The sequence below is a fragment of the Burkholderia sp. Bp8992 genome (assembly GCF_003853705.1).
Classification (GTDB): Bacteria; Pseudomonadota; Gammaproteobacteria; order Burkholderiales; family Burkholderiaceae; genus Burkholderia.
The window spans coordinates 53,629-77,367 of sequence record NZ_QTQI01000033.1; the positions used below are offsets into that span (position 1 = coordinate 53,629).

General features: G+C 69.4%; 22 protein-coding genes. 8 read left to right on the forward strand and 14 right to left on the reverse strand.

What is annotated here, in order from left to right; translation table 11 throughout:
- Positions 1-106: 106 nt before the first annotated feature.
- From dalD to DIE03_RS33335, 3 genes are all read left to right on the forward strand, one after another.
- Complete coding sequence (gene dalD / locus DIE03_RS33325; RefSeq protein ID WP_124456402.1) at positions 107-1,501, forward strand: D-arabinitol 4-dehydrogenase; 1,395 nt, start codon at positions 107-109, stop codon at positions 1,499-1,501.
- 83 nt (positions 1,502-1,584) lie between these two features.
- Complete coding sequence (xylB, locus tag DIE03_RS33330) at positions 1,585-3,066, forward strand: xylulokinase (RefSeq protein WP_124456403.1); 1,482 nt, start codon at positions 1,585-1,587, stop codon at positions 3,064-3,066.
- A gap of 111 nt (positions 3,067-3,177) precedes the next feature.
- A complete protein-coding gene (locus DIE03_RS33335; RefSeq protein WP_034174431.1) occupies positions 3,178-4,134 on the forward strand; it encodes a sugar-binding transcriptional regulator in 957 nt (318 codons plus the stop codon).
- 28 nt (positions 4,135-4,162) lie between these two features.
- Here the strand turns inward: DIE03_RS33335 and DIE03_RS33340 are convergent, their stop codons facing one another.
- Positions 4,163-5,386 (reverse strand): MFS transporter, encoded by a 1,224-nt coding sequence (locus DIE03_RS33340; protein WP_124456404.1) that lies wholly within the window; start codon positions 5,384-5,386, stop codon positions 4,163-4,165.
- Entirely contained in the window at positions 5,383-6,579 is a 1,197-nt protein-coding gene (locus tag DIE03_RS33345) for a serine hydrolase (RefSeq protein ID WP_124456405.1), read from the reverse strand. The genes DIE03_RS33340 and DIE03_RS33345 overlap by 4 nt, the downstream gene beginning before the upstream one ends.
- A gap of 113 nt (positions 6,580-6,692) precedes the next feature.
- Here DIE03_RS33345 and DIE03_RS33350 point away from each other — a divergent pair, with 113 nt between their 5' ends.
- Positions 6,693-7,577 carry a LysR family transcriptional regulator gene (locus DIE03_RS33350; RefSeq protein WP_124456406.1) on the forward strand — a complete coding sequence of 295 codons (885 nt, stop codon included), beginning with the start codon at positions 6,693-6,695 and terminating at the stop codon, positions 7,575-7,577.
- Positions 7,578-7,602: 25 nt separating this feature from the next.
- Here the strand turns inward: DIE03_RS33350 and DIE03_RS33355 are convergent, their stop codons facing one another.
- The 8 genes from DIE03_RS33355 to DIE03_RS33390 form a co-directional block, all read right to left on the reverse strand.
- Positions 7,603-8,712 carry an ABC transporter ATP-binding protein gene (locus tag DIE03_RS33355; RefSeq protein ID WP_124456407.1) on the reverse strand — a complete coding sequence of 370 codons (1,110 nt, stop codon included), beginning with the start codon at positions 8,710-8,712 and terminating at the stop codon, positions 7,603-7,605.
- A gap of 62 nt (positions 8,713-8,774) precedes the next feature.
- Positions 8,775-9,461 carry an HAD family phosphatase gene (locus DIE03_RS33360; RefSeq protein WP_124456408.1) on the reverse strand — a complete coding sequence of 229 codons (687 nt, stop codon included), beginning with the start codon at positions 9,459-9,461 and terminating at the stop codon, positions 8,775-8,777.
- On the reverse strand, positions 9,458-10,309 hold the full coding sequence (locus DIE03_RS33365; protein WP_124456409.1) for a carbohydrate ABC transporter permease: 852 nt from the start codon (positions 10,307-10,309) through the stop codon (positions 9,458-9,460). The genes DIE03_RS33360 and DIE03_RS33365 overlap by 4 nt, the downstream gene beginning before the upstream one ends.
- Positions 10,306-11,259 carry a carbohydrate ABC transporter permease gene (locus DIE03_RS33370; RefSeq protein WP_006496497.1) on the reverse strand — a complete coding sequence of 318 codons (954 nt, stop codon included), beginning with the start codon at positions 11,257-11,259 and terminating at the stop codon, positions 10,306-10,308. Before DIE03_RS33370 ends, DIE03_RS33365 begins: the two co-directional genes overlap by 4 nt.
- A 114-nt stretch (positions 11,260-11,373) precedes the next feature.
- Positions 11,374-12,699, reverse strand: coding sequence for a sugar ABC transporter substrate-binding protein (locus DIE03_RS33375; protein ID WP_124456410.1), 1,326 nt, complete (start codon positions 12,697-12,699; stop codon positions 11,374-11,376).
- A gap of 71 nt (positions 12,700-12,770) precedes the next feature.
- Positions 12,771-14,132 carry a D-tagatose-bisphosphate aldolase, class II, non-catalytic subunit gene (locus tag DIE03_RS33380; RefSeq protein ID WP_124456411.1) on the reverse strand — a complete coding sequence of 454 codons (1,362 nt, stop codon included), beginning with the start codon at positions 14,130-14,132 and terminating at the stop codon, positions 12,771-12,773.
- On the reverse strand, positions 14,120-15,076 hold the full coding sequence (locus tag DIE03_RS33385; protein ID WP_124456412.1) for a sugar kinase: 957 nt from the start codon (positions 15,074-15,076) through the stop codon (positions 14,120-14,122). Before DIE03_RS33385 ends, DIE03_RS33380 begins: the two co-directional genes overlap by 13 nt.
- 78 nt (positions 15,077-15,154) lie before the next feature.
- Positions 15,155-15,931 carry an L-iditol 2-dehydrogenase gene (locus DIE03_RS33390; protein WP_124456413.1) on the reverse strand — a complete coding sequence of 259 codons (777 nt, stop codon included), beginning with the start codon at positions 15,929-15,931 and terminating at the stop codon, positions 15,155-15,157.
- 329 nt (positions 15,932-16,260) lie between these two features.
- Here DIE03_RS33390 and DIE03_RS33395 point away from each other — a divergent pair, with 329 nt between their 5' ends.
- From DIE03_RS33395 to DIE03_RS33410, 4 genes are read left to right on the forward strand one after another with little or no spacing between them, the layout of a single operon-like run.
- On the forward strand, positions 16,261-16,722 hold the full coding sequence (locus tag DIE03_RS33395; RefSeq protein WP_124456414.1) for a Fur family transcriptional regulator: 462 nt from the start codon (positions 16,261-16,263) through the stop codon (positions 16,720-16,722).
- A gap of 46 nt (positions 16,723-16,768) precedes the next feature.
- Positions 16,769-17,680 (forward strand): metal ABC transporter solute-binding protein, encoded by a 912-nt coding sequence (locus DIE03_RS33400; protein ID WP_124456415.1) that lies wholly within the window; start codon positions 16,769-16,771, stop codon positions 17,678-17,680.
- Between the two features lie 17 nt (positions 17,681-17,697).
- Entirely contained in the window at positions 17,698-18,594 is an 897-nt protein-coding gene (locus DIE03_RS33405; protein WP_124456416.1) for an ABC transporter ATP-binding protein, read from the forward strand.
- Positions 18,587-19,369 carry a metal ABC transporter permease gene (locus DIE03_RS33410; protein WP_124456417.1) on the forward strand — a complete coding sequence of 261 codons (783 nt, stop codon included), beginning with the start codon at positions 18,587-18,589 and terminating at the stop codon, positions 19,367-19,369. Before DIE03_RS33405 ends, DIE03_RS33410 begins: the two co-directional genes overlap by 8 nt.
- Before the next feature lie 24 nt (positions 19,370-19,393).
- Here the strand turns inward: DIE03_RS33410 and DIE03_RS33415 are convergent, their stop codons facing one another.
- The 4 genes from DIE03_RS33415 to DIE03_RS33430 all read right to left on the reverse strand — a co-directional run bounded on the left by DIE03_RS33415 (position 19,394) and on the right by DIE03_RS33430 (position 23,561).
- The gene (locus DIE03_RS33415; RefSeq protein WP_124456418.1) at positions 19,394-19,699 is read right to left on the reverse strand and encodes a hypothetical protein; all 306 of its coding nucleotides are present in this window, start codon (positions 19,697-19,699) and stop codon (positions 19,394-19,396) included.
- 228 nt (positions 19,700-19,927) lie between these two features.
- Positions 19,928-20,776, reverse strand: a complete 849-nt coding sequence (fghA, locus tag DIE03_RS33420) for an S-formylglutathione hydrolase (RefSeq protein ID WP_124456419.1) — start codon at positions 20,774-20,776, stop codon at positions 19,928-19,930.
- Between the two features lie 16 nt (positions 20,777-20,792).
- On the reverse strand, positions 20,793-21,899 hold the full coding sequence (locus tag DIE03_RS33425) for an S-(hydroxymethyl)glutathione dehydrogenase/class III alcohol dehydrogenase (protein ID WP_006483756.1): 1,107 nt from the start codon (positions 21,897-21,899) through the stop codon (positions 20,793-20,795).
- Between the two features lie 225 nt (positions 21,900-22,124).
- Positions 22,125-23,561 (reverse strand): xylulokinase, encoded by a 1,437-nt coding sequence (locus DIE03_RS33430; protein WP_124456420.1) that lies wholly within the window; start codon positions 23,559-23,561, stop codon positions 22,125-22,127.
- Positions 23,562-23,739: the final 178 nt, after the last annotated feature.

Here is a 23,739-nt window from a genome sequence, read left to right on the forward strand (position 1 = left end):
CGTTTCCCCGCCTTGACTTTCGCTCGCCCGAATACGATCATTCGCTCACATAAAGAGCAAATGATCGTATTCGACTGGAAAGACAGGCACGAACAGGAGACACCGCATGAGCGAATCGCCCTCCGCCCGCGCGCCCGTGCTGCTGCACATCGGCGCCGGCTCGTTTCACCGCGCGCACCAGGCGTGGTATCTGCATCGCGTGAACGCGGCCGTGCCGGCCGGCGAACGCTGGTCGCTGACCGTCGGCAACATCCGCGACGACATGCGCGCGACGATGGACGCGCTCGCCGCGCAGCACGGTGAATACACCCTCGAAACCGTCACGCCGCAAGGCGAGCGCGCATACGAGACGATCCGCGCGATCACGCGCGTGCTGCCGTGGTCGATCGACCTCGCCGCGCTGATCGACGCCGGCGCCGATCCGGCATGCCGGATCGTGTCGTTCACCGTCACCGAAGGCGGCTACTACCTCGACGAACACAACCGGCTCGACATCGCGAACGCCGATCTGGCGGCCGACCTGCAGGGCGCGCGCACGACCCTGTACGGCGCGCTCGCGGCACTGCTCGCCGAACGCATGAAGCGCGGCGCGGGCCCGCTCACGCTGCAGAGCTGCGACAACCTGCGCAACAACGGCGCGCGCTTTCGCGCCGGGATGCGCGAATTCCTCGAACGGCGCGGTGAAACCGCCCTGCTCGCGTGGTTCGACGCGAACGTCGCGACGCCGAGCGCGATGGTCGACCGCATCACGCCGCGCCCGACCGCCGACGTGCGCGAGCGCGTACTCGCGGCCACCGGCTTCGACGACGCGTGCCCGGTGATGGGCGAATCGTTCATCCAGTGGGTGATCGAGGACCGCTTCGCAGCCGGCCGGCCGCGCTGGGAGCTGGCCGGCGCCGAACTCGTCGACGACGTGCACCCGTACGAGGAAGCGAAGATCCGCATCCTCAACGCGACGCACAGCTGCATCGCGTGGGCCGGCACGCTCGCGGGCCATACGTACATCCACGAAGGCACGCACGACGCGGCGATCCGCCGCTTCGCGCACGACTACGTGACGCAGGACGTGATCCCGTGCCTCACGCCGAGCCCGCTCGATCTCGCGCGTTACCGCGACGTCGTGCTGGAGCGCTTCGGCAACCCGTACGTGCTCGACACGAACCAGCGCGTCGCGGCCGACGGCTTCTCGAAGATCCCCGGCTTCATCGCGCCGACGCTCGTCGAATCGTTCGCGCGCGGTGCGGCGCCGGTCGCCACCGCCGTGCTGCCCGCGCTGTTCCTGCGCTTTCTCGAACGCCGGGCACGCGGCCTGCTGCCGTATGCGTACCAGGACGGCGTGATGGATGAAAGCACCGCGCGGGCGATCGTCGAGGCCGACGATCCGGTCGTCGCGCTGTGCGCGAGCCGCGCGCTGTGGGGTTCGCTCGCCGGCAACGCGGCGCTGTTCGAGGCGCTGCGCGCGGGCCTCGCGCGGGTCGATGCATGGCTGGCGCAGCGCTGACGCGCATCCGGGCGAACCTGCCTTGGCACGTGCGCTGCCGCGCGGCTAAAGTAGCGATTCCCCACTGACGGAACGAACCGCTCATGTATCTCGGCATCGACCTCGGCACCTCGGAAGTGAAGGTATTGCTGCTGGCCCCCGACGGCACGGTCGTCGGCACGGCCGGCACGCCGTTCACCGTGTCGCGGCCGCATCCGCGCTGGGCCGAACAGCATCCGGACGACTGGTGGCAAGGCACGCTCGCCGCGCTCGCCACGTTGCGCGAACGGCACCGCGACGCGTTCGCGCAAGTGCGCGGCATCGGCCTGTCGGGGCAGATGCACGGCGCCGTGCTGCTCGGCCGCGACGACCGCGTGCTGCGCCCCGCGATCCTGTGGAACGACATGCGCAGCGCCGACGAATGCGCACTGCTCACCGAACGCGCGCCCGATCTGCACGCACTGGCCGGCAATCTCGCGATGCCGGGCTTCACCGCGCCGAAACTGCTGTGGGTCGCGAAGCACGAACCCGACGTGTTCGCGGCCACCGCCTGCGTGCTGATGCCGAAGGACTACCTGCGGTTCCGGATGACCGGCGCGAAAGTGTCCGATCCGTCGGACGCGGCCGGCACGCTGTGGCTCGACGTCGCGCGCCGCGACTGGTCCGACGCACTGCTCGCCGCGTGCGACATGACGCGCGACCAGATGCCCCGCATCGTCGAGGGCAATGCACCGTCCGGCGCGCTGCGTGCGGACGTCGCGCGCGAGCTCGGGCTGTCGGAGGCCGTCGTGGTCGCGGGCGGCGGCGGCGACAACGCGACGAGCGCGCTCGGCATCGGCGCGATCCACCCGGGCGACGGCTTCGTGTCGCTCGGCACGTCGGGCGTGCTGAGCGTGGTCGGCGACCGCTTCATGCCGAACCCCGCGTCCGCCGTGCATGCGTTCTGCCACGCGATTCCCGATCGCTGGCAACTGATGAGCGTCGTGCTGTCGGCCGCGAGCTGCCTGCGCTGGGTCTGCAAGCTGACGGGCACCGACGAGCCCGCGCTGCTCGCCGAGGTCGGGGCGCTCGACGCCGACGCGCTCGCCACCGCGCCGCTGTTCCTGCCCTACCTGTCGGGCGAACGCACGCCGCACAACGACCCGTACGCGCAGGGCGTGTTCTTCGGGATGACGCATGCGACCGAGCGCGCGCATCTCGGCTACGCGGTGCTCGAAGGCGTGACGCTCGGTCTCGCGGACGGCCTCGACGCGCTGCATGCGGCCGGCGTCGAAACCGACCAGCTGTCGCTGATCGGCGGCGGCGCGCGCAGCGCATTCTGGGCGCAACTGATCGCCGACGCGCTGAACGTGCGCACGCGCCAGATCGGCGGCGGCGAAACGGGTGCGGCGCTTGGTGCCGCACGGCTCGGCTGGCTGGCCGTCGGCGGCGATCCGCACGCGGTGCTGACCAAGCCGCCGGTACGCGCCGAATACGCGCCGGACGCCGCCCGCCATGCGCGGCTGCGCGAACGCCTCGACGCGTTCCGCTCGCTGTACCGTCACGTGCAGCCGCTGTACGAACCGTCACGCGCGCGGCTCGCGTAGGCGTGACTGCGGGGCCGCACGCACGACATGCGTTACAGTGGACGCCGTCGTGCGGCCTGCCTGCCGGCCGGCCCGCGGGGCGGGCCCCCTGATCCGAACCGAATCGCTATCGTGTCCAAGTCCTCAGAAAAACTCGATCTCGCCACACGCGCCGCGTGGCTCTACTACGTCGCAGGCGACACGCAGAACGAAATCGCCGAGAAGCTGCAGGTGTCGCGCCCCGTCGCGCAGCGCCTCGTCGCGTTCGCGGTCGAGAAGAACCTGATCCGCGTGCGCGTCGACCATCGGCTCGCCGACTGTCTCGACCTCGGCGCGCAGTTGTCGAAACGCTACGGCCTCGCGATGTGCGAAGTCGTGCCCGTCGACGCCGATGCGCCCGACGCGATCGACCGCAAGCTCGCGGTCGCCGGCGCGCAGGTGATGGAGCGCTACCTGAACGAAACGCGGCCGATGGTGATCGCGGTCAGCAGCGGCCGGACGCTGAAGGCTGCGGTCGCGCAGATCGCGCAGATCGACCGCCCGCAGCACCGGCTCGTGTCGATGGTCGGCGCGATCGCGGCCGACGGCTCGTCGAACCGCTACGACGTCGCGCAGTACATCTCCGAGAAAACCGGCAGCAAGCACTTCCTGCTGCCCGCGCCGCTGTTCGCCGACAGCGACGCCGAGCGCGCGCAGTGGTGCAACCACCGGCTGTACCGGATCGTCGAGGCGCTGTCCGGGGAAGCCGACGTCGCGTTCGTCGGGATCGGCAACATCGGCCCGCACTGCCCGCTCTACGAAGACGGCTTCATCACCGAACAGGAACGCGACGAGATGACCGCGCTCGGCGCGGTGGCCGAACTGCTCGGCGTGCCGATCGACGCGCAAGGCACGCAGATCACCGTGTCGACGAGCGCGCGCGTGACGAGCGTGGCGCTCGCGACGCCGCCCAAGCTGCCGACGATCGCGTTCGCCGGCGGCCCGAAGAAGCACGACGCCGTGATCGCGGCGCTGCGCGGCGGCTGGCTGTCGGGGCTCGTCACCGACGAAGCATGCGCACGCGCCGCGCTCGCCGCGAAGGCGGCCTGACACCGCCGCCGGCGCCGGCGCTAGCCGCTCACGCCGCGCGCGGCGCCGGAAACGCATGGCGGCGTGCGCGCCACGCGCCGATCCACGCGGCCGCCAGCAGCGCGACGAGCACCCACGGAATCGCACCCGCGCCCGTCGCGCCGAGCAGCATCCCGCCCGCGATGCCGCCACCGGCGATCGCGAGATTCCACACCGTCACGAGCATCGACTGCGCGACGTCAGCCGACTCGCCCGCCGCGTTCGCGGCAGCGGTCTGGAACAGCGTCGGTGCGCCGCCGAACGCGAGTCCCCACAGCGCGACACCCGCGTAGACGATCGCGATCCCGGAACCGGCGCCGAGCATCAGCGCCGCGAGCGCGAACAGCGCGATGCTGGCGAGCGTCAGCTGCCGTTGCGCCGCGCCGATCCAGGCGCCCGTCAGCGCGATGCCGGCCAGCGACGCGATCCCGAACACGAACAGCACCACGTCGACCTGCGCGCCCATCCGCACGCCTGCCAGGAACGGCGCGACATACGTGTACAGCATGTTGTGTGCGAGCACGTACGCGAACATCACGGTCAGCACCGGCCGCACGCCGGGCAGCGTCATCACGCCGAGCACCGGCTCGCGTGCGCCGGCGGGCTGCCCTGGATAGTCGGGCACGCGCAGGCGGATCCAGCCGATCAGCGCGAGCGCGGCCAGCGTGATCAACGCGAACGCGACACGCCAGCCGAACAGCGCGCCGAGCGCGGTGCCGGCCGGAATGCCGATCGACATCGCCGCCGGTATGCCGAGCATCGCGACCGCGATCGCGCGGCCGCGCAGCGATGGGTCGACCATCCGGCTCGCATAGCCGGCCAGCAGCGCCCACAGCAGGCCGGCCGACATCCCCGCGACGAACCGCGCGGCCAGCGTGAGCGCGTAGTACGGCGACACGGCCGTCAGCGCGTTCGATACGACGAAGCCGGCCAGCGCCGCGAGCAACAGGCGGCGCCGGCGCATCGCGCGCGTCGCGGCAACGAGCGGAATCGCCGCGACGATCGAGCCGAGCGCGTAGACGGTCACCAGTTGGCCGATCAGCGCCTCGGTCACACGCAGGTCGGCGCTCATCAGCGGGAGCAGGCCGGCCGGCAGCGCTTCGGTGAGCACCGTGATGAAGCCGGCGGTGGCCAGCGCGAGCAGGTTCGCGACGGGCAGGCGCGCACCGGCCAGCGTGGCCGAATCCGCCGGACGATCGGCAGCGCGCTCGGAAACGGATACGCACTCGCTCATGGCGCACTCCGATCGTCGACGCCATACACCGCATCGCGCACATCGGTGACGATGCGCCCGTGCATCCCTTCGTATAACGTATTGGTCAGTGCCACCACCGTCAGCCCTGCCGCCCGGTCGACGAACCACGCATGCCCGTAGGCGCCGCCCCAGCGCCAGGTGCCGACCGATTCCGGCGATTGCGCGGCCACCGGGTCATGCAGCACGGAAAAGCCGAGCCCGAAGCCGAACCCCGGCGCGTCCGGCAGGTCGTGCGCGCCCGGCTGGATGCGTGACATCTCGTCGATCCAGCGCGGTGCGAGCCAGCCGTCGAGGCCCGTGCGCAGCGTATCGAGCAGCGTCAGGCAATCGTGCGCGGTGCCGACCATGCCCGCGCCGCCCGACGGCCACGCGGTCGCATCGAACGCGCGCGCCGGCTCGAAACGGATGCCGACCGTGCCGTCGAACACCGGCACGAGCTCGTCGTCGGCCATCCGGCGCGGCGCGCCCGGCGTGCTCACGTAGGGCGTCGCGACGCGCGCGGCGTCATGCGCGACGAATCCGGTATCGGCCATCCCCAGCGGCGTCGTGACGAGCGCGGCCACGGCATCGGCGAGCGGCCGGCCGTCGACCGCTTCGATCAGCGCGCCGACCACGTCGGTCGCGAGCGAATAGTCCCACGATGTGCCGGGCGCGAACCGCAGCGGCACACGAGCGATGCGCCGGACGTTCTCCGCCAGCGACAGGCCCGCGCGATCCATCCCGTCGGACACGCCGGCGCGCGCATACGGGCCGTCGCCATCGGCTTCGAGAAAGCGGTAGCCGAGCCCGGCCGTATGCGACAGCAGATGCCGCAGCGTGATATCGGCACGCGTGCCGTCGGGCAGCGTCGGCTGGAACGCCGGCAGCCAGCGCGCGACCGGCTCGTCGAGCCCGATGCGCCCTGTCGCGACCAGCCGCATCGCGGCCGCCGTCACGATCGGCTTCGACACCGACGCGAGCCGGAACACCGTGTCCTCGCGCATCGGCGTGCCGGCTTCGCGATCGGCCAGCCCGGCCGCGCGTGCATAACGCAACTCGCCGTCGCGCGCGACCAGCACGACCGCGCCGACCGCGCGCGCGTCGGCCATCGCACGATCGAGCACGGCGTCGAGCCGCGCGCGCAGCGCGGCGTCCGGCTCTCTGCGGTGGGTGGGGACAGACAGGGATGACATGGCGTGACCTCGAACGATGAAGGAACGCCCATCGTAGGGAGCCGGCGCGGGAAGAAAAACCGGGGTAGAGTTCCGGACACTCCGGACATCGATGTCCGTAATCGGGGCCCAGCATGGAAAATCTTGGCGGTTTCGTCGTGTTCGTCCAGGTCGCGGAAACGCGCAGCTTCGTCGCGGCCGGCCGCGCGCTCGGACTGTCGGCATCGGCGATCGGCAAGCGTATCGCGCGGCTCGAGGCGCGCCTGAACGTGCGGCTCTTTCACCGCAGCACGCGCAGCATCACGCTGACGGCCGAGGGCGCGCGCTTTCTCGAACGGTGCCGGCGCGTGATCGCCGAAATCGACGCGGCCGAGCAGGAACTCACGCACAGTGCCGAAGCGCCGCGCGGGCGCCTGCGCGTGAGCCTGCCGACGATCGGCACGCTGCTGCTGCCGGTGCTCGCCGATTTCATCGCCGCGTATCCGGAGATCGAACTCGACATCGATTTCAGCGACCGGCTCGTCGACGTCGTCGATGAAGGCTTCGACGTGGTGCTGCGCACGGGCCAGCCGTCGGATTCGCGGCTGTCGTCGCGACTGCTCGGCCATTTCCGCCAGCACCTCGTCGCGTCGCCCGGCTACCTCGACCGGCACGGCACGCCGCGCACGCCGGCCGATCTCGCGCGGCATCGCTGCCTGCACTACCGCTTCCCGAGCAGCGGCAGGCTCGAGATCTGGCCGCTGCGCGCGCCGCGTGACGGCACGCCGCCGGAGGTACCCGTCTCGATGGTCAGCAACAACGCCGAGACGCGCCTGTGCTTCGCGCTGCGCGGGCTCGGCATCGCATGCCTGCCCGAGTTCTTCGTGCGCGACGCGCTCGACGACGGCAGGCTGCGCGCCGTGCTCGACGACCACGTCGCGAGCCGCACGCCGTTCTACGTGCTGTGGCCGTCGGGCCGCCATCCGATGCCCAAGCTACGCGCATTCGTCGACTACATGGCCGAGCACCTGCGGCTCTGAGCACCGCAGGCGCACGTGCCGTGCGTCACGCCGCCTTCGCGTGCACGCTGAGCCGGCGGAACGCCTGCCCGTTTTCGTCGAACAGATGGCAGTGCTCGGCCTGCGCATGCACGCGCAGCGTGTCGCCGGTGCGATACGTGTCGAGCGGCGGAATCCGCGCGATCAACCCGTCCGGCGCGACGGCCGACTCCGCATACAGATATGCGGCATCGCCGAGCGACTCGACGGCCATCGTCCGCGCGGCGACGCCTGCCGCCGCCGCATCGACCAGCAGGTGCTCGGGCCGCACGCCGACGGTCACCGCGGCACCGCGCTGCAGCCCGGTCGCTTCCACCGCGACGCGCTGCGTCTCACCGCTGTCGAAGCGCACGAGCACGCCGCCCGCATCGACCGATTCGACCGTGCCCTTCAGGAAGTTCATCTTCGGCGAGCCGATGAAGCCCGCGACGAACTGGTTCGCCGGTGCGTGATACAGCGCGTTCGGCGTGCCGACCTGCTGCACCGCGCCGCCCGACAGCACGACGATCTTGTCGGCGAGCGTCATCGCCTCGACCTGGTCGTGCGTCACGTAGATCATCGTCGTCTTCAGTTCGTCGTGCAGCCGCGCGAATTCCAGCCGCATCTTCACGCGCAGCGCGGCGTCGAGGTTCGACAGCGGTTCGTCGAACAGGAACACCTTCGGCTTGCGCGTGATCGCGCGGCCGATCGCGACGCGCTGCCGCTGGCCGCCCGACAGCTGCTTCGGCTTGCGGTCGAGCAGGTGATCGATATGCAGGATCTTCGCGGCCTGCTTCACGGCCTGGTCGATCTCGGGCTTCTTCGCGCCCGCGAGCTTCAGGCCGAACGCCATGTTGTCGTACAGCGTCATGTGCGGGTACAGCGCATACGACTGGAACACCATCGCGATGCCGCGCTTCGCGCTCGGCACGTCGTTGACCTTCGCACCGTCGATCAGCAGGTCGCCGTTCGAAATATCCTCGAGGCCCGCGATCATCCGCATCAGCGTGGATTTGCCGCAGCCGCTCGGCCCGACGAACACGACGAATTCGCCGTCGGCGATGTCGAGGTTCACGTTGCGCAGCACTTCGGTGTCGTCGTAGCGCTTCGCGATATTGCGCAGGAGCACGCTTGCCATGATCTGTCTCCGTTCGTTCGTGATGCGCCGCGTTGAAAACGGCGCGCCTTCGTTCCTGATTGCTAGTTCGGCAGCACCGCGCCCGTCGCCTGCCAGCGCGCGACGTAGCCGGGCAGCTCGTGCATGTCGTCGAATACGTGACGCGCGCCGATCCCGCGCAGCGCGTCGATCTGGGCCGCGGACGCATGCCCGCCGCCGACAAAGCCGAGCACGGTCATGCCTGCCGCGGCGGCCGCGGTGATGCCCGTCACGCTGTCCTCGACCACGAGGCACTGCGCGGGCGCGACCCCGAGCGTGCGCGCGGCCGCGAGATACACGTCGGGCGCCGGCTTCGGCCGCGCGACCGTATCGGCGCAAAACAGCCGGTCGCCGAAGAAGCGTGCGAGGCCCGTGCGCGCGAGCGCCGCCTCGACGTATGCGCGATAGCTGTTGCTCGCGCAGGCCGTCGTCAACGGGATCGCGGCGAGCGCCGCATCGATGCCGTCGACCATCGGCGCATTGACGGCCGCCGCCTCGACCGCGGCGCGGATTTCGACGACGTCGTCGTTCGACAGCGTCCGCCCCACCGCCTCGGAAGCGCCGGCCAGCACGCGCTCGATGCGCAGCCCGAGCAGCGGCATCACGGCCGGCCGCACATCGATGCCCGGCCAGCGCACATCGAGTTCGTGCACGAGCACGTCGGCCGCCACTGCCTCGCTGTCGATCAGCACGCCGTCGCAATCGCAGATCAGGACGTTCGTCGCGCTCATTTGACGGCCCCGAACGTGAGCCCGCGCACGAGTTGCTTCTGCGACAGCCAGCCGACGATCAGGATCGGCGCGACCGCCAGCAGCGACGCCGCGGACAGCTTCGCCCAGAACAACCCTTCGGGGCTCGAGTACGACGCGATGAAGACGGTCAGCGGCGCCGCGTTCGAGCTCGACAGGTTGATGCTCCAGAACGCCTCGTTCCACGACAGGATCACGAGCAGCAGCGCGGTCGACGCGAGCCCCGGCAGCGCCATCGGCATCAGCAGGTAGACGATCTCCTGCCACGTCGATGCGCCGTCGATGCGCCCGGCTTCGAGGATGTCCTTCGGGATTTCGTTGAAGTACGTGAAGGTCATCCACACCGCGATCGGCAGGTTGATCAGCGTGTAGACGATCACGAGGCCCGACACGGTATCGAGCAGCCCCGCGTTCTTCCACAGCAGGTAGATCGGCACCAGCACGCCGACCGACGGCATCATCTTCGTCGACAGCATCCACAGCAGCACCTTCTGCGTGCGGTGGTTCGGGAAGAATGCCATCGCGTACGCGGCCGGCACCGCGAACAGCAGCGAGATCACCGTGACGCCGGCCGAGATCAGCACCGAATTCCACGCGAACGAGAAGTAGTTGCTGCGCGCGAACACCTCGCGGAAGCTGTCGAGCGTCGGCATGAAGAACAGCGTCGACGCGTATGCCTGCTGCTCGGTCTTGAACGCGGTGATCGCCATCCAGAAGATCGGGAAGAACAGCAGCAGCGCGATCAGCCACGCGAGCGTGCCGGGCAGCGCGCGCCGCACGAGGTCGAATGCAGCCGGCGCGCGCCGGCCTGCGATAGTCAGGTCGCTCATTTTTCGTACTCCCCCTTCAGGTTGCGCGCGAGCATCCGCACGAGGAAGAACGACACGACGTTCGCGACCACCACGGCGATGATGCCGCCCGCGGACGCGAGGCCGACGTCGAACTGCTGCAGGCCGAGCGCATAGATCAGGTACGACAGGTTGGTCGTCGCGTCGCCGGGGCCGCCGCCGGTCGTCGTGTAGATCTCCGCGAAGATCGACAGCAGGAAGATCGTTTCCATCATCACGACCACGGCGATCGCACGCTTCAGGTGCGGCAGCGTGATGTAGAAGAACATCGCGATCGGGCCCGCGCCGTCGATGCGCGCGGCTTCCTTCTGCTCCTGGTCGAGCGACTGGATCGCGGTGAACAGGATCAGGAATGCGAACGGCAGCCACTGCCACGCGACGATGATGATCACCGCGGTGAGCGGGTAATCGGCGAACCAGTCGATCGGCGTCATTCCGAGCGCGCGCATCGCGTTCGCGACGAGCCCGTACACCGGATGCAGGATCATGTTCTTCCAGATCAGCGCGGAGACGGTCGGCATCACGAAGAACGGTGCGATCGCGAGCAGGCGCGCGACGCCCTGCCCGTAGAACTTGCGGTCGAACAGCACGGCCATCAGCACGCCGCCGACCACCGTGATCGCGAGCACCGCGCCGATCAGCACGAGCGTGTGCCAGATCGCGGGCAGGAACGACGGATCGGTCGCGAGGAAGCGGTAGTTGTCGAACCCGGCGAAACCCTTCACGTCGGGGTTCAGCAGGTTGTAGCGCGAGAACGAATACCAGATCGTCATCGCGAGCGGAATCGACATCCACAGCAGCAGCACCGCGACGGACGGCGACACGAGCCAGCTCGCACCGCCGCGCGCGCGGCGCGGCGCGCCCGGCGGCGACGACGCATCGCCGACCGACGGCGCATGAGCGTGACTCAGGGGAAGACGCAGGTGACGCATGATCGAAGTCCCTCCGGTTGATGCGCGGGCGCGAACGACCTGCCCGCGTTTCAGCTTCGCCGGCCCGCGGCGTGTGCAACGGCGCACGCCGCGGGCCGCACGACGGCTGACGCGTTACTTCTTGTAGCCTGCCTGCCGCACCGCACGGTCGGCGGCGGCCTGGCCCGCGGCGAGCGCCTGGTCGACCGTCATCTGGCCCGCGACCGCACCGGCGATCGACTGGCCGACCACCGTGCCGAACGACTGGAATTCAGGAATCCCGACGTACTGCACGCCCGTGTACGGCACCTTCTTCAGCGACGGGTCGTTCGGGTCGGCCGTCTCGATCGCCTTCAGCACGAAGTCCGAGAACGGCGCGGCCGCCTTGTACTCGGGCCGCTGATACGTCGACGTACGCGTGCCCGGCGGCACCGACGCCCAACCCTCGTCCTTGCCGACCATCTCGATGTACTGCTTCGACGTCGCCCACGCGATGAACTTGCGCGCGGCATCCTGCTGCTTCGACGTCTTCGGCACCGCGAGCGCCCACGCCCACAGCCAGTGCGAGCCCTTCGGCGTGGCGGCGACCGGCGCGGCCGCGAAGCCGATCTTGTCGGCCACCTGCGACTGCTGCTTGTTGTAGAGCATCCCGGCCGCGACCGTCGCGTCGATCCACATCGCGCACTTGCCCGATGCGGTCAGCGTCAGGTTCTCGTTGAAGCCGTTCGAGCTCGCGCCCGGCGGCCCGTTCTTCTTCAGCAGGTTCACGTAGAAATTGATCGCCTTCTTCCATTCGGGCGACGTGAGCTGCGCGTTCCAGTTCTCGTCGAACCAGCGCCCGCCGTACGTGTTCACGACCGTCGACACGAACGCCATGTTCTCGCCCCAGCCGGCCTTGCCGCGCAGGCAGATCCCGTAGGTGCCCTTCGACTTGTCGGTGAGCTTGTCCGCGAAATCCGCGATCTGGTCGTAGGTCGGCTGGTCGGGCATCTTCAGCCCCTTCGCCGCGAACAGGTCCTTGCGGTAGAACGTCATCGAGCTTTCGACGTAGAACGGCAGCGCATAGAGCTGGCCGTTGTACGACAGGCTGTCGCGCGCGGTCTTCACGATGTCGTTCAGGTCGTAGTCGGCCGGCAGGCCCGTCATCGGCGCGAGCCAGCCGCGCTTGCCCCACTGCGGCGTCTCGTAGGTGCCGATCGCCATCACGTCGAACTGGCCGCTGCCGGTCGTGATGTCGGTCGTCGCGCGCTGGCGCAGCACGTTCTCCTCGAGGATCACCCAGTTCAGCTTGATGTCGGGGTTCGCCTTCTCGAACGCCGGCGACAGCTTCTTCAGCTCGATCATGTCGGGGTTGTTCAGCGTCGCGATCGTCAGCGTGCCGGCGGACGCCGCGCAGGCCGCCGTCGCGAGCGCGGCTCCGGCGAAACAGCGTGCGGCGGCGTCGAGCATCTTTCGTTGCATGGCATGTCTCCTGTGATTGTTCGAAATGTCGTCGGTCTTGCGTGGTGTTGCGTCGTTTCCTTCGCGGCCCGTCATGCCGGCCGCTGCATCCCGCACGCGCGCGCATAGTGCGCGATCACGTCGCGTATCCGGTGGCGCACCCAGGCGCGCGGTTCCTTCGCGAGGCCGCCCGCGCGGCATGCCGCGTAGACATCCGGCAGCCACTGCGCGACGAGCGTCTCCGGCACCGGCTGCCGCGCGAGGTTGCCGAACAGCTGCTCGACCGCGGCCGCGACGGCCGGCTGCAGCCAGTAATAGCGGATGCGGTCGCTGTAGCTGAACTGGCGTGCGAGCCGCTGCTCGGTCTCGTCGCCGCGGTAGTACGGCGCCCAGTGCTCGGGCTGCGCGCGCATCGCGGTGTCGACGACGTCGCGCAGCCGCGAGCGCTGCGCGACGTCGTCGATCAGCGCATCCTCGATGAACGTCAGCGCGAACAGCGCCTCGCGCAGCGCGAACGTCAGCGCGGGGCCGACCTTCAGCACCGCGAAGTGGTCGCGCACGAGCGCGGCGAGCGCGCCTTCGGTCTGGTAATCGGTCGAATGCGCCTCGAATACGAGGCGAGGTGTCTGCAGGATACTCGCGCCGAGCGACGCCGCCTTCGCACTGTCGTAGTCGAGCACGTGGCGATCGTCGAAGTCGACACCCGGCTGCGCGACGATCGCGACGACGCGCGTCCATGCATCGTCGAGCCCGGCTGCCGCGAACGCGCGGCGGTGCGCGTCGAGCGTCGCCGCGATGCTGTCGCTGCGCGTGACCGCGATTCGCGCGATCGCCGCATCGTCCCCGTCGTTCGCACTGCCGCTCACTTCGCCGCCCGGCGTCGGCACCTCGGTGCCGATCACATAGACGGGCGCGATCCCGGCGCGCTGCGCCGCGTCTTCCGCCGCGCGGCACAGCTCGGCCGCGCGTGCGGCGATCGTGCGGTCGTCGAGCCGCACCGGATCGTCCGCGCACGCCATGCTCGCATCGAGGTGGATCTTCTCGAAGCCGGCCTCGACATAGGCGGCGACCATCGCGACGGCCTCGCGCATCGCGTCGGCCGCGCGGCGATGCCGCCACGGATTCGGGCCGAGGTGATCGCCGCCAAGCACGAGCGCCGACGGCGCGAGCCCGCAACGCGCGGCGATCGCATCGACGTCGCGGCGGAAATCGGCAGGCGTCATGCCCGTATAGCCGCCGAGATGGTTCACCTGGTTGCAGGTTGCCTCGATCAGCAGCGGCGAACCGTCCGCGCGCGCAGCTTCGCACGCGGCCTCCAGCACGAGCCGGTGCGCACTGCAGATCGAATAGATGCCGCGCTGCGCGTCGGCGCGGTTCGCGTCGAAGATCATCCGCAGCACCGCGTCCGCATGCGCGGTGCGCGGGCGCACGGCGAAGGACGTCAGGCCGGACATGCGATACCTCGTTCGGTCAGGAAGCGGTCGATCTCGGCCGCGCTGCTGTTGCCTTCCATCGGACCGCGCCGCGTGACCGCGATCGCGCCGGCCGCGTTCGCGCGGCGCAGTGCGGCATCGATCGGCACGCCCGCGACGAGGCTCGCGACCAGCGTGCCGCCGAAGCAGTCGCCGGCACCGGTCGGGTCGACTTCGTCGACCGGAAAGGCCGGTGCGTCGACGCGGCTCGCACGGTCGAACGCGACGCTGCCCTCTGCGCCGCGCTTCAGCACGACGCGCTCGAGCAGCGGATGCGTCGCGAGCAGGCCCGCGATCGCGCGCTCGGCCGGCTGCGGCCCGCAGAAGAACGGCAGGTCGGCCTCGCTCGGCAGGAACAGGTGGCACGCGGCGAGCATCTCGTCGAGCGCCGCGCGCATCGGGCGAAAACCCAGCATTTCGGGGCGCACGTTCGGATCGAACGACACCTTGGCTCCGGTGCGCGCGGCCTCGATCACGCCGCGCTGCACGGCGGCGATCGCCGATTCGCTCGTCAGCGACGAGCCCATCACGTGAAAGTAGCGGCAGCCGTCGAACATCGCGCTATCGACGTCGGATGCATCGACGCACGCGGCCGCGCTGGTGGCCAGCGTAAACACGAAGCTGCGCGAACCGTCTTCGCGATACGCGACGAACGCGGTGCCGGTCGGGCGTGCGACGCGGCGGATGCGTGCGACCTCGACGCCGTCGCGTTCGAGCCGCGCGACGATCGCGTCGCCGAACGCATCGCGGCCGACGCAGCCCGCATACGCGACACGCGCGCCGAGCCGCGCGGCCTGGTCGGCGAAGATCGCCGGCGCGCCGCTCGGAAACGGTCCGGCGAACAGGCCCGGCGTCTCGAAACCCTGGCCGCGCTCGGCGGCGACGAATTCGGCGAGCAGTTCGCCGGCGACGACGATCTCGGCCATCAGGCGTGCCCTCCTCGTTCGCCGGCGGCCGCTTCGTCGCGGGCCGGCAGGCAGGTTGCGCGTGCGAGCGGCATCACGTCAGCTCATCCAGTTGCCGCCGTCGACGTTCAGCGTCTGGGCAGTGATGTAGTCGGAATCGGCCGACGCGAGGAACAGCGCGGCGCCCGTCAGGTCGCCCGGCACGCCCATGCGGCCGAGCGGCACGGCTTCGCCTACAAGCCGCTTCTTCTCGCCGAGCGGCCGGTTCTCGTAGCGCGCGAACAGCGCGTCGACCTGTTCCCACATCGGCGTGTCGACGACGCCCGGTGCGATCCCGTTCACGTTGATCCGGTGCGGCGCGAGCGCGAGCGCGGCCGACTGCGTATAGCTGATCACCGCGGCCTTGGTCGCGCAGTAGTGCGAAACGAGCGCCTCGCCGCGACGGCCGGCCTGCGACGACATGTTGACGATCTTGCCGCCGCGCCCCTGCTCGACCATCCGCTGCGCGACGGCCTGCATCAGGAAGAACAGCCCTTTCACGTTGACCGCGAACAGCCGGTCGAACACGTCCCACGATTCGTCGAGGATCGGACGCATGTCGAACAGCGCCGCATTGTTGAACAGGATGTCGACGCCGCCGAAGCGCTCGACCGCCGTCGCGACGATCCGCTCGATGTCGTCGCGGCGCGTGACGTCCGCGGTGACGGCCACCGCGCGGCCCGGGTTCGCCTCGATCAGCCGCGCGAGCGAGCCGCTGGCGGGCTTCAGGTCGACGAGCACGCAGCACGCGCCCTCGTCCAGATAGCGTTGCGCGACCGCCTCGCCGATGCCGCTTGCGGCGCCCGTCAGGATCGCGACCTTGTCTTCCAGTCTCACTGGCTGTCTCCGGTTCGTTCTGCTGTACGACGGCCACGAGGTGAGCGAACGCTCGATGACCGATCAATTGCTCTGTTAGTGATCGAATGATCGGATACGCGATACGCGCTGTCAAGACGACGTGACGGCTTTCTATGACGCGCTGCCGCACAGCGGCGCATGACGATGCGCCGCCGCGCCCGCTCGACAAGGCGAGAGGCGCACGGTGCGGCGCAGTGGCAGCGGCGGTGAAAGGGACGGAGCGGGAACGGAAAGGAGAATTCGCGCTGCACGGCGCGACGATACGTTATATCATCGCCATACTTTGTTTCATCGCCCTGCTTCACGCCATGGCTACCTCCTCGTCCATTGACGCCCGGCTGTCCCGGGCCGACGCATTCGCCGCCGAGCACGGGCTCGCGTGGACGCCGCTGCGCCGTCAGGTCTACGAACGCGTGCTGGCCGCGCAGCGCCCGATCGGCGCGTACGACCTGCTCGCCGAACTCGAACCGCAGCGCGGCCGCGTGCCGCCGACCACCGTCTATCGCGCGCTGGATTTCCTCGTCGAGCACGGCTTCATCCACCGGATCGAATCGAAGAACGCGTTCCTCGCGTGCTGCGAGATCGGCGTGCCGCACGAAGGTCAGTTCCTGATCTGCGATTCGTGCGGCGACACCGTCGAGATTCCCGGCGGCGACCTCGCGAAGCAGCTGTCCGCGAGCGAGCCCGCACACGGTTTCGAAGTCCACCACCAGGTCGTCGAGCTGAGCGGCCTGTGCGGGCACTGCAAGCGCAAGCCCGCCCAGCGCTGACGCCGTATCGCGCGGCCACGCGCCGCCCCTTCCAACGAGGAGTTCCATGTCCATTGCCCTGAAGCGCGCGCCGCGGCGCGCCCTGTCGCCTGTCCGCTGGCTGGCCACCGCCGTCGCCGCGCTGTCGTTCGCCGCGCCCGTGGTTGCGCAGGCCTCGACCGTCAACGTCGTCGCCGCCGAGAATTTCTACGGCGACGTCGCGTCGCAGATCGGCGGCCGCCATGTCGCGGTCACGAGCATCCTCAGCAATCCCGACCAGGATCCGCACCTGTTCGAAGCGAGCCCGAAGACGGCCCGCGCGCTCCAGCGCGCGCAGGTCGTGATCTACAACGGCGCCGACTACGATCCGTGGATGGGCAAGCTGCTCGGCGCATCGAAACAGGCGAAGCGCGCGACGATCGTCGTCGCCGACCTGGTCGGCAAGAAGGCCGGCGACAACCCGCACCTGTGGTACGACCCGGCGACGATGCCGGCGGCCGCGCGCGCGATCGCGACCGAGCTCGGCCGCGCCGACCCGGCGAACAAGGCCGACTACGATGCGAACCTGCAGAAGTTCGTCGCGTCGCTGAAGCCCGTCGACGACAAGGTCGCCGCGCTGCGCGCGAAGTACAAGGGCGTGCCCGTGACGGCCACCGAGCCCGTGTTCGGCTATATGTCCGATGCGATCGGCCTCGACATGCGCAACCAGCGCTTCCAGCTCGCGACGATGAACAACACCGAAGCCAGCGCGCAGGATGTCGCCGCGTTCGAGAACGACCTGCGCAAGAAGCAGGTGCACGTACTGATCTACAACAGCCAGGCCGAAGAACCGATGACCAAGCGCATGCTGAAGATCGCACGCGACGGCGGCGTGCCGACCGTCAGCGTCACCGAGACGCAGCCGGCCGGCAAGACCTTCCAGCAATGGATGGCCGGCCAGCTCGACGCGCTCGGCAACGCGCTTTCAGCCGGCAAGTAATAGCTAACCGTAACGACATGACCGTCACTCCCCACGCACTCGCCGTCGATCGCGTCACGCTCGAACTGGGCGGGCGCACGATCCTGCGCGATGTCAGCTTCTCGATCGAACCCGGCGAATTCGTCGGCGTGCTCGGGCCGAACGGCGCGGGCAAGACGACGCTGATGCGCGCGGTGCTCGGCCTCGTGCCCGTGTCGGCCGGCACGCTGTCCGTCGGCGGCGTGCCGGTCGTGCGCGGCAACCCGTCGATCGGCTACATGCCGCAGATCAGGAGCGGCCTCGCGAACCGCCGGATGCGCGGCTACGACTTCGTCGCGATGGCCGCCGACGGCCACCGCTGGGGCTTGCCGCACACGAACGCGGCCACGCGCCGCGACGTCGACCGCGTGCTCGATCTCGTCGGCGGCCGGACGCTCGCGCGCCGGCCGCTATCCGAGCTGTCGGGCGGCGAACGCCAGCGCCTGCTGCTCGCGCAGTGCCTGCTCGGCAATCCGAAGCTGCTGCTGCTCGACGAGCCGCTGATCAGCCTCGACCCGAACCACCAGCGCGGCGTCGTCGAACTCGTGCGCAACGTGCAGCGCGAGCTCGGCATCACCGTGCTGTTCTCTGCGCACGAACTGAATCCGCTGCTGAACGCGCTCGACCGCGTGCTGTATCTCGGCAACGGCGTCGCGGCGCTCGGTACCGTCGACGAGGTGATCACGAAGCCGGTGCTGTCGCGGCTCTACGGGTCGCCGATCGACGTGATGCGTGTGAACGGCAAGATCTTCGTGATGTCCGGCGACGTCGAGATCGAGAAACACGACCACGAACACGAGGACGACGACGGTCACTCGCACGGCGGCGGCGGCGGCGGCGGCCACGGCCATCACCACCACGGACACGCTCATCCCGGGCATTCGCACGATGTTTGAATACGACTTCATGATCAACGCCTTCGCGGCGTCGGGGATCGTCGCGGTGCTCGCGGGCATCGTCGGCTACTTCCTGGTGCTGCGCGGGCAGACCTTCGCCGGTCACGCGCTGTCGCACGTCGGCTTCACCGGCGCGACGGGCGCGGTGCTGCTCGGCATCTCGCCGATCTGGGGGATGGTCGGCTTCACGCTCGCGGCCGGGATCGGGATGGGCGCGCTCGGCGAAAAGCTCGCGGGCCGCGACGTCGCGATCGGCGTGATCCTGTCGGGTGCGCTCGGCTTCGGCCTGCTGTTCCTGCATTTCTATACGTCGTTCGCGACGCAGGTCACCGCGCTGCTGTTCGGCAACGTGCTCGCGGTGAGCCGCGACACGCTCGCGGTGCTCGCGGGCATCGGCGCGGTGAGCCTCGCCGCGCTCGCGCTGATCGCGCGGCCGCTGCTGTTCGCGTCGCTGCAGCCGGAACTGGCCGAAGCGAAGGGCGTGTCGCTGCGCACGGTGTCGATGCTGTTCCTCGCGGTGTGCGCGCTCGCGGTGGCCGCGGCCACGCAGATCGTCGGCGTGCTGCTCGTGTTCACGTTGCTGGTCGGGCCGGCGGCGGCCGCGCAGAACGTGTCGACGCGACTGTCGACGGGCGTGCTGCTCGCCGCGCTGTTCGCGCTGTTCGAGGCGTGGGCCGGCATCGTGCTCGCGTATCACACCGACTGGCCGACGAGCTTCTGGATCACCGCACTGTCGGCGCTCGTGTACGGCGCGAGCTTGTTGCGCCGGGCATGACGAGTTGCATGCGTGCGGATGGCGTCACGAGATCGCTCTCCATGCGCACACAACCGTTGCCGCGAGGATCAGGAACCCGATCCAGGGTTTGGCACCTGTGGCCCCGGCTCTCTTGAGCAACACGACCTGTGTGATCGCAACGACCATGAGCAATGCGTAGCTGACAAGCATGTGATCGCAAGCTTCGTCCTTGATCGCGTCGACCGCGACGGATGGATCGATTTCATGCATCCACGCGTACTTGCTTCCGGTGATCGTGACAACGACGAGCAATCCGAGGATACATGCGACGTGAATGACGAAGCGAAGGAGACCCCGGCTCGGGGACACGTTTGACACCTTGCAAACCCTGTCGCCCATTCAGGTCAAAGCCTCGCTCGAACAAATTTCACCACGATTAAATCGTCGATCATTATTCGGCGAATCGATTCGATATCCTATAGAACGAATACGAATTTGCGGCGGCAGGTGATGTTTCCGGGTGTGCCCCCGGGTACATATCGAAGGATGACAGCCACGTCGCCCGTTGAAGCGCAACGACGTGGCGTCAAGGACGGCTCACCGAGCCAGCACCCGCGCATGATGCGCAATGTGATCGGCGATGAACGTCGAGATGAAGTAGTAGCCGTGGTCGTAGCCCGGATGACGGCGCAGCGTCAGCGGCTGGCCGGCCTTCGCGCACGCGGCTTCGAACACGTCGGGATTCAGCTGGTTCGCGAGGAACTGATCGGCCAGCCCCTGGTCGACGAGGATGCCGTCCGCGAACTTCGGCGCATCGGCGCGCGCGACGAGCTCGCTCGCATCGTGCGCCTTCCACGCGTCGCGATCGTCGCCGAGGTAGCCCGAGAACGCCTTCTCGCCCCACGGGCAGCGCGTCGGCGCGGCGATCGGCGCGAACGCCGACACCGACCGGTACAGGCCCGGATGGCGCAGCGCGAGCGTCAGCGCGCCGTGCCCGCCCATCGAGTGGCCGAAGATCCCGAGCCGCGCGCCGTCGATCGGCAGCTCGGCCGCGACCAACTCGCGCAGCTCGCCCGTCACGTACGACTCCATCCGGTAATGCGTGGACCACGGCGCCACGGTCGCGTCGACGTAGAAGCCCGCGCCGACGCCGAAATCCCACGCGTCGGTTTCACCCGGCACGCCCGCGCCGCGCGGGCTCGTGTCGGGCATCACGAGCGCGATGCCGTGCTGCGCCGCATATTGCTGCGCACCGCCCTTGATCGCGAACGTCTCGTCGGTGCACGTGAGCCCTGCGAGATAGAACAGCGCCGGCACGCGGCCGTGCGCCGCCTGCGGCGGCAGGTACACCGAGAACTTCATCGGCAGGCCGATGGCCGCCGAATCGTGACGGTAGAAGCGCTGCTCGCCGCCGTGGCACGCATGCGAGGAAACGAGTTCGAGCATGACGGTGCGCTCCCGGTCAGTACAGCACGACCGAGCGGATCGACTCGCCCGCCTTCATCAGGTCGAAGCCTTCGTTGATCCGCTCGAGCGGCAGCGTGTGCGTGATCAGGTCGTCGATGTTGATCTTGCCTTCCATGTACCAGTCGACGATCTTCGGCACGTCGGTGCGCCCGCGCGCGCCGCCGAACGCCGAGCCCTTCCACTCGCGGCCCGTGACCAGCTGGAACGGGCGCGTGCTGATTTCCTCGCCCGCCGCGGCCACGCCGATGATGAACGACTGGCCCCAGCCCTTGTGCGTGCATTCCAGCGCCTGGCGCATCAGCTTCACGTTGCCGACGCACTCGAACGAGTAGTCGGCGCCGCCGTCGGTCAGCTGCACGATGTGGTCGACGACGTTCTCGACTTCGTTCGGGTTGATGAAGTGCGTCATCCCGAACTTCTTCGCGAGCTCGACGCGCTTCGGGTTGATGTCGACGCCGATGATCTTGTCCGCGCCGACCATCTTCGCGCCCTGGATCACGTTCAGGCCGATCCCGCCGAGGCCGAACACGACCACGTTCGCACCGGCCTCGACCTTCGCCGAGTACACGACCGCACCGACGCCCGTCGTCACGCCGCAGCCGATGTAGCAGATCTTGTCGAACGGCGCGTCCTCGCGCACTTTCGCGACGGCGATTTCCGGCACGACGATGTAGTTCGAGAACGTCGACGTCCCCATGTAGTGGAACAGCGGCTTGCCGTCGAGCGAGAAGCGCGATGTCGCGTCGGGCATCAGGCCCTTGCCCTGCGTCGCGCGGATCTTCTGGCACAGGTTGGTCTTGCGCGACAGGCAGAACTTGCACTCGCGGCATTCCGGCGTATAGAGCGGAATCACGTGATCGCCCTTGCGCACGGTCCCGACGCCGGGGCCGACGTCGACCACCACGCCCGCGCCTTCATGGCCGAGGATCGCCGGGAAGATCCCTTCCGGATCGGCGCCCGACAGCGTGTAGTAGTCGGTGTGGCAGATGCCCGTCGCCTTCACTTCGATCAGCACTTCGCCTGCGCGCGGCCCTTCGAGATCGACTTCCTCGATCGTCAGCGGCGCACCCGCCTTCCAGGCAATCGCGGCTTTCGTTTTCATCGTGTCACTCCTGTGTGTCTGTGAGGTCGGCCCGCACGCGCGCATCGGCGCCCGCCGGGTTCCATGCAAAGTTGTCGAAGCCGTGCCGCGCGGCATCGCGCGCGACACGAAGAAAGCATTCCGTGCTCGCCATGATGGCCGGTCCCGCCACGCGCCGCGTGCGGGAAACGGCCGCCGGCTTGCCACGATGCGTCATCGCTGGCGCAAAAGAACAAGTGTTCGAGTTTAAACGCCCGTCGTGAACCATGCATCCGTGCGCGCGTACAGATCGATGAAGCGTGCATGACGCGCGGCCAGCGAGCGGTCGTCGCGCGGTGCCGCGACCGGCGACGCGGCCGGCGCCAATGCACGCAATGCGTCTTCCCGCCAGTGCCCGATCGCGACGCCCGCGAGCAGCGCGGCGCCGCGCGTCGCGGCATTCGGGCAGTCGATCGCGTGCAGCGACGCGCCGAGCGCGTCGGCGAGCAGCTGGCGCCAGCGCGGATCGACCGAGCCGCCGCCCGCGAGGCGCAGCGTCGTCACCGGGTCGCGGCGATCGGCATCGCGAATCGCGTCGAGCCCCGCGCGCAACGCGAACGCGACGCCCTCGAACGCCGCGCGCATCATCGCGCCGCGCGTATCGCCGAGCCCGAGGCCGAGCCAGCCGCCGCGCGCATCGGGGTTCATCCACGGCGAACGCTCACCCGTCAGGTACGGCAGGAAGCACAGGCGCTCCGACGCCGGCTGCGCGAACGCGTCGTCATACGCGTCGGCCCATCCCGCATAGCCGAGCCAGCCGCGCACGGCCTCGAGCGCGAGCCCGACGTTCTGCATCGCGGCCATCGTGTAGTAGCCGCCGCCGGCCGCCGTGCGATAGCGATGCAGCCCGCGCCGCGCGGGCGGCAGCGCATCCGCGAGCACGACGATCTGGCCGCCGCTGCCGGTCGTCAGCAATGCGTCGCCCGCAGCAACCAGCCCGCTGCCGAGCGCCGCGCAAGCAGTGTCGGCTGCGCCCGTCGCGAGTGGCACGCCGGCAGGCAGCCCGAGCGCGGCGGCCGCCTGCGCGCCGAGCGTGCCGCAGCGCGCAGTCGATGCAAGCACCGGCGCGAAGCGGTCGGCCGGCAGGCCGAGCGCGTCGATCAAGGTGACATCCCACGCGCCGTCGGGCGTCGCCAGCGCGGTCGCGCACGCGTCGCTCGGATCGGCCGCGACGTCGCCGCCGAGCGCGATACGCAGCCAGTCCTTCGGCTGCACGGCCCGGCGCGCGGCGCGCAGCGCATCGGGTTCGTGCGCGGCCAGCCAGCGCAGCAGCGGGCCGGCCATGCCCGGCGCGACGGGGTTCGGTGCATCGGGCCAGACCGCCGCGTCCGCCTCGCGCACGGCGCGCGTGTCGGGCCACAGCAGCGCGGGCCGCACCGGCCGGCCGGCCGCGTCGATCAGCACGACGCCGTGCATCTGGCCCGAGAAGCCGATCGCGGCGACCTGCGCGCGCTCGCCGGCCGGCAGCCGCGCGGCCGCGCGCACGAGCGCCTGCCACCACGTATCGGGCGCGATCTCGGCCCAACCGGGCAGCGGTGACGACAGCGCGTAAGGTTCGCTCGCGACTGCCCGCTCGACGCCGTCGGCATCGAGCGTGACGAGTTTGACGGAGCCGGTGCCGAGGTCGATTCCGAGCAGGCGCATGACGGGTTGGTGAATTCGTGTGAACGGATCCCGATGATAACGGGATCGCGATACGCGCCCCGGTTTTTACCGCCCGCTCGATGCGCCGGATGCGCGGTCGAAACCGGGGTTTCACCGGGCGGCACCTTGCGTGCAAAAGCGGCCGTTCGCGGGTTAACCCGGCACGATTTTTCGACAC

Coding starts and splice junctions, on each gene's coding strand:
- DIE03_RS33380 (WP_124456411.1), bottom strand. CDS start 14,132: ATGTCCGGCCTGACGTCCTTCGCCGTGCGCCCGCGCACCGCGCATGCG.
- DIE03_RS33365 (WP_124456409.1), bottom strand. CDS start 10,309: ATGAGCGACCTGACTATCGCAGGCCGGCGCGCGCCGGCTGCATTCGAC.
- DIE03_RS33395 (WP_124456414.1), top strand. CDS start 16,261: ATGGCTACCTCCTCGTCCATTGACGCCCGGCTGTCCCGGGCCGACGCA.
- DIE03_RS33340 (WP_124456404.1), bottom strand. CDS start 5,386: ATGAGCGAGTGCGTATCCGTTTCCGAGCGCGCTGCCGATCGTCCGGCG.
- DIE03_RS33425 (WP_006483756.1), bottom strand. CDS start 21,899: ATGAAAACGAAAGCCGCGATTGCCTGGAAGGCGGGTGCGCCGCTGACG.
- DIE03_RS33400 (WP_124456415.1), top strand. CDS start 16,769: ATGTCCATTGCCCTGAAGCGCGCGCCGCGGCGCGCCCTGTCGCCTGTC.
- DIE03_RS33355 (WP_124456407.1), bottom strand. CDS start 8,712: ATGGCAAGCGTGCTCCTGCGCAATATCGCGAAGCGCTACGACGACACC.
- dalD (WP_124456402.1), top strand. CDS start 107: ATGAGCGAATCGCCCTCCGCCCGCGCGCCCGTGCTGCTGCACATCGGC.
- fghA (WP_124456419.1), bottom strand. CDS start 20,776: ATGCTCGAACTCGTTTCCTCGCATGCGTGCCACGGCGGCGAGCAGCGC.
- DIE03_RS33345 (WP_124456405.1), bottom strand. CDS start 6,579: ATGTCATCCCTGTCTGTCCCCACCCACCGCAGAGAGCCGGACGCCGCG.
- DIE03_RS33360 (WP_124456408.1), bottom strand. CDS start 9,461: ATGAGCGCGACGAACGTCCTGATCTGCGATTGCGACGGCGTGCTGATC.
- DIE03_RS33375 (WP_124456410.1), bottom strand. CDS start 12,699: ATGCAACGAAAGATGCTCGACGCCGCCGCACGCTGTTTCGCCGGAGCC.
- DIE03_RS33370 (WP_006496497.1), bottom strand. CDS start 11,259: ATGCGTCACCTGCGTCTTCCCCTGAGTCACGCTCATGCGCCGTCGGTC.
- DIE03_RS33385 (WP_124456412.1), bottom strand. CDS start 15,076: ATGGCCGAGATCGTCGTCGCCGGCGAACTGCTCGCCGAATTCGTCGCC.
- DIE03_RS33430 (WP_124456420.1), bottom strand. CDS start 23,561: ATGCGCCTGCTCGGAATCGACCTCGGCACCGGCTCCGTCAAACTCGTC.
- xylB (WP_124456403.1), top strand. CDS start 1,585: ATGTATCTCGGCATCGACCTCGGCACCTCGGAAGTGAAGGTATTGCTG.
- DIE03_RS33410 (WP_124456417.1), top strand. CDS start 18,587: ATGTTTGAATACGACTTCATGATCAACGCCTTCGCGGCGTCGGGGATC.
- DIE03_RS33405 (WP_124456416.1), top strand. CDS start 17,698: ATGACCGTCACTCCCCACGCACTCGCCGTCGATCGCGTCACGCTCGAA.
- DIE03_RS33350 (WP_124456406.1), top strand. CDS start 6,693: ATGGAAAATCTTGGCGGTTTCGTCGTGTTCGTCCAGGTCGCGGAAACG.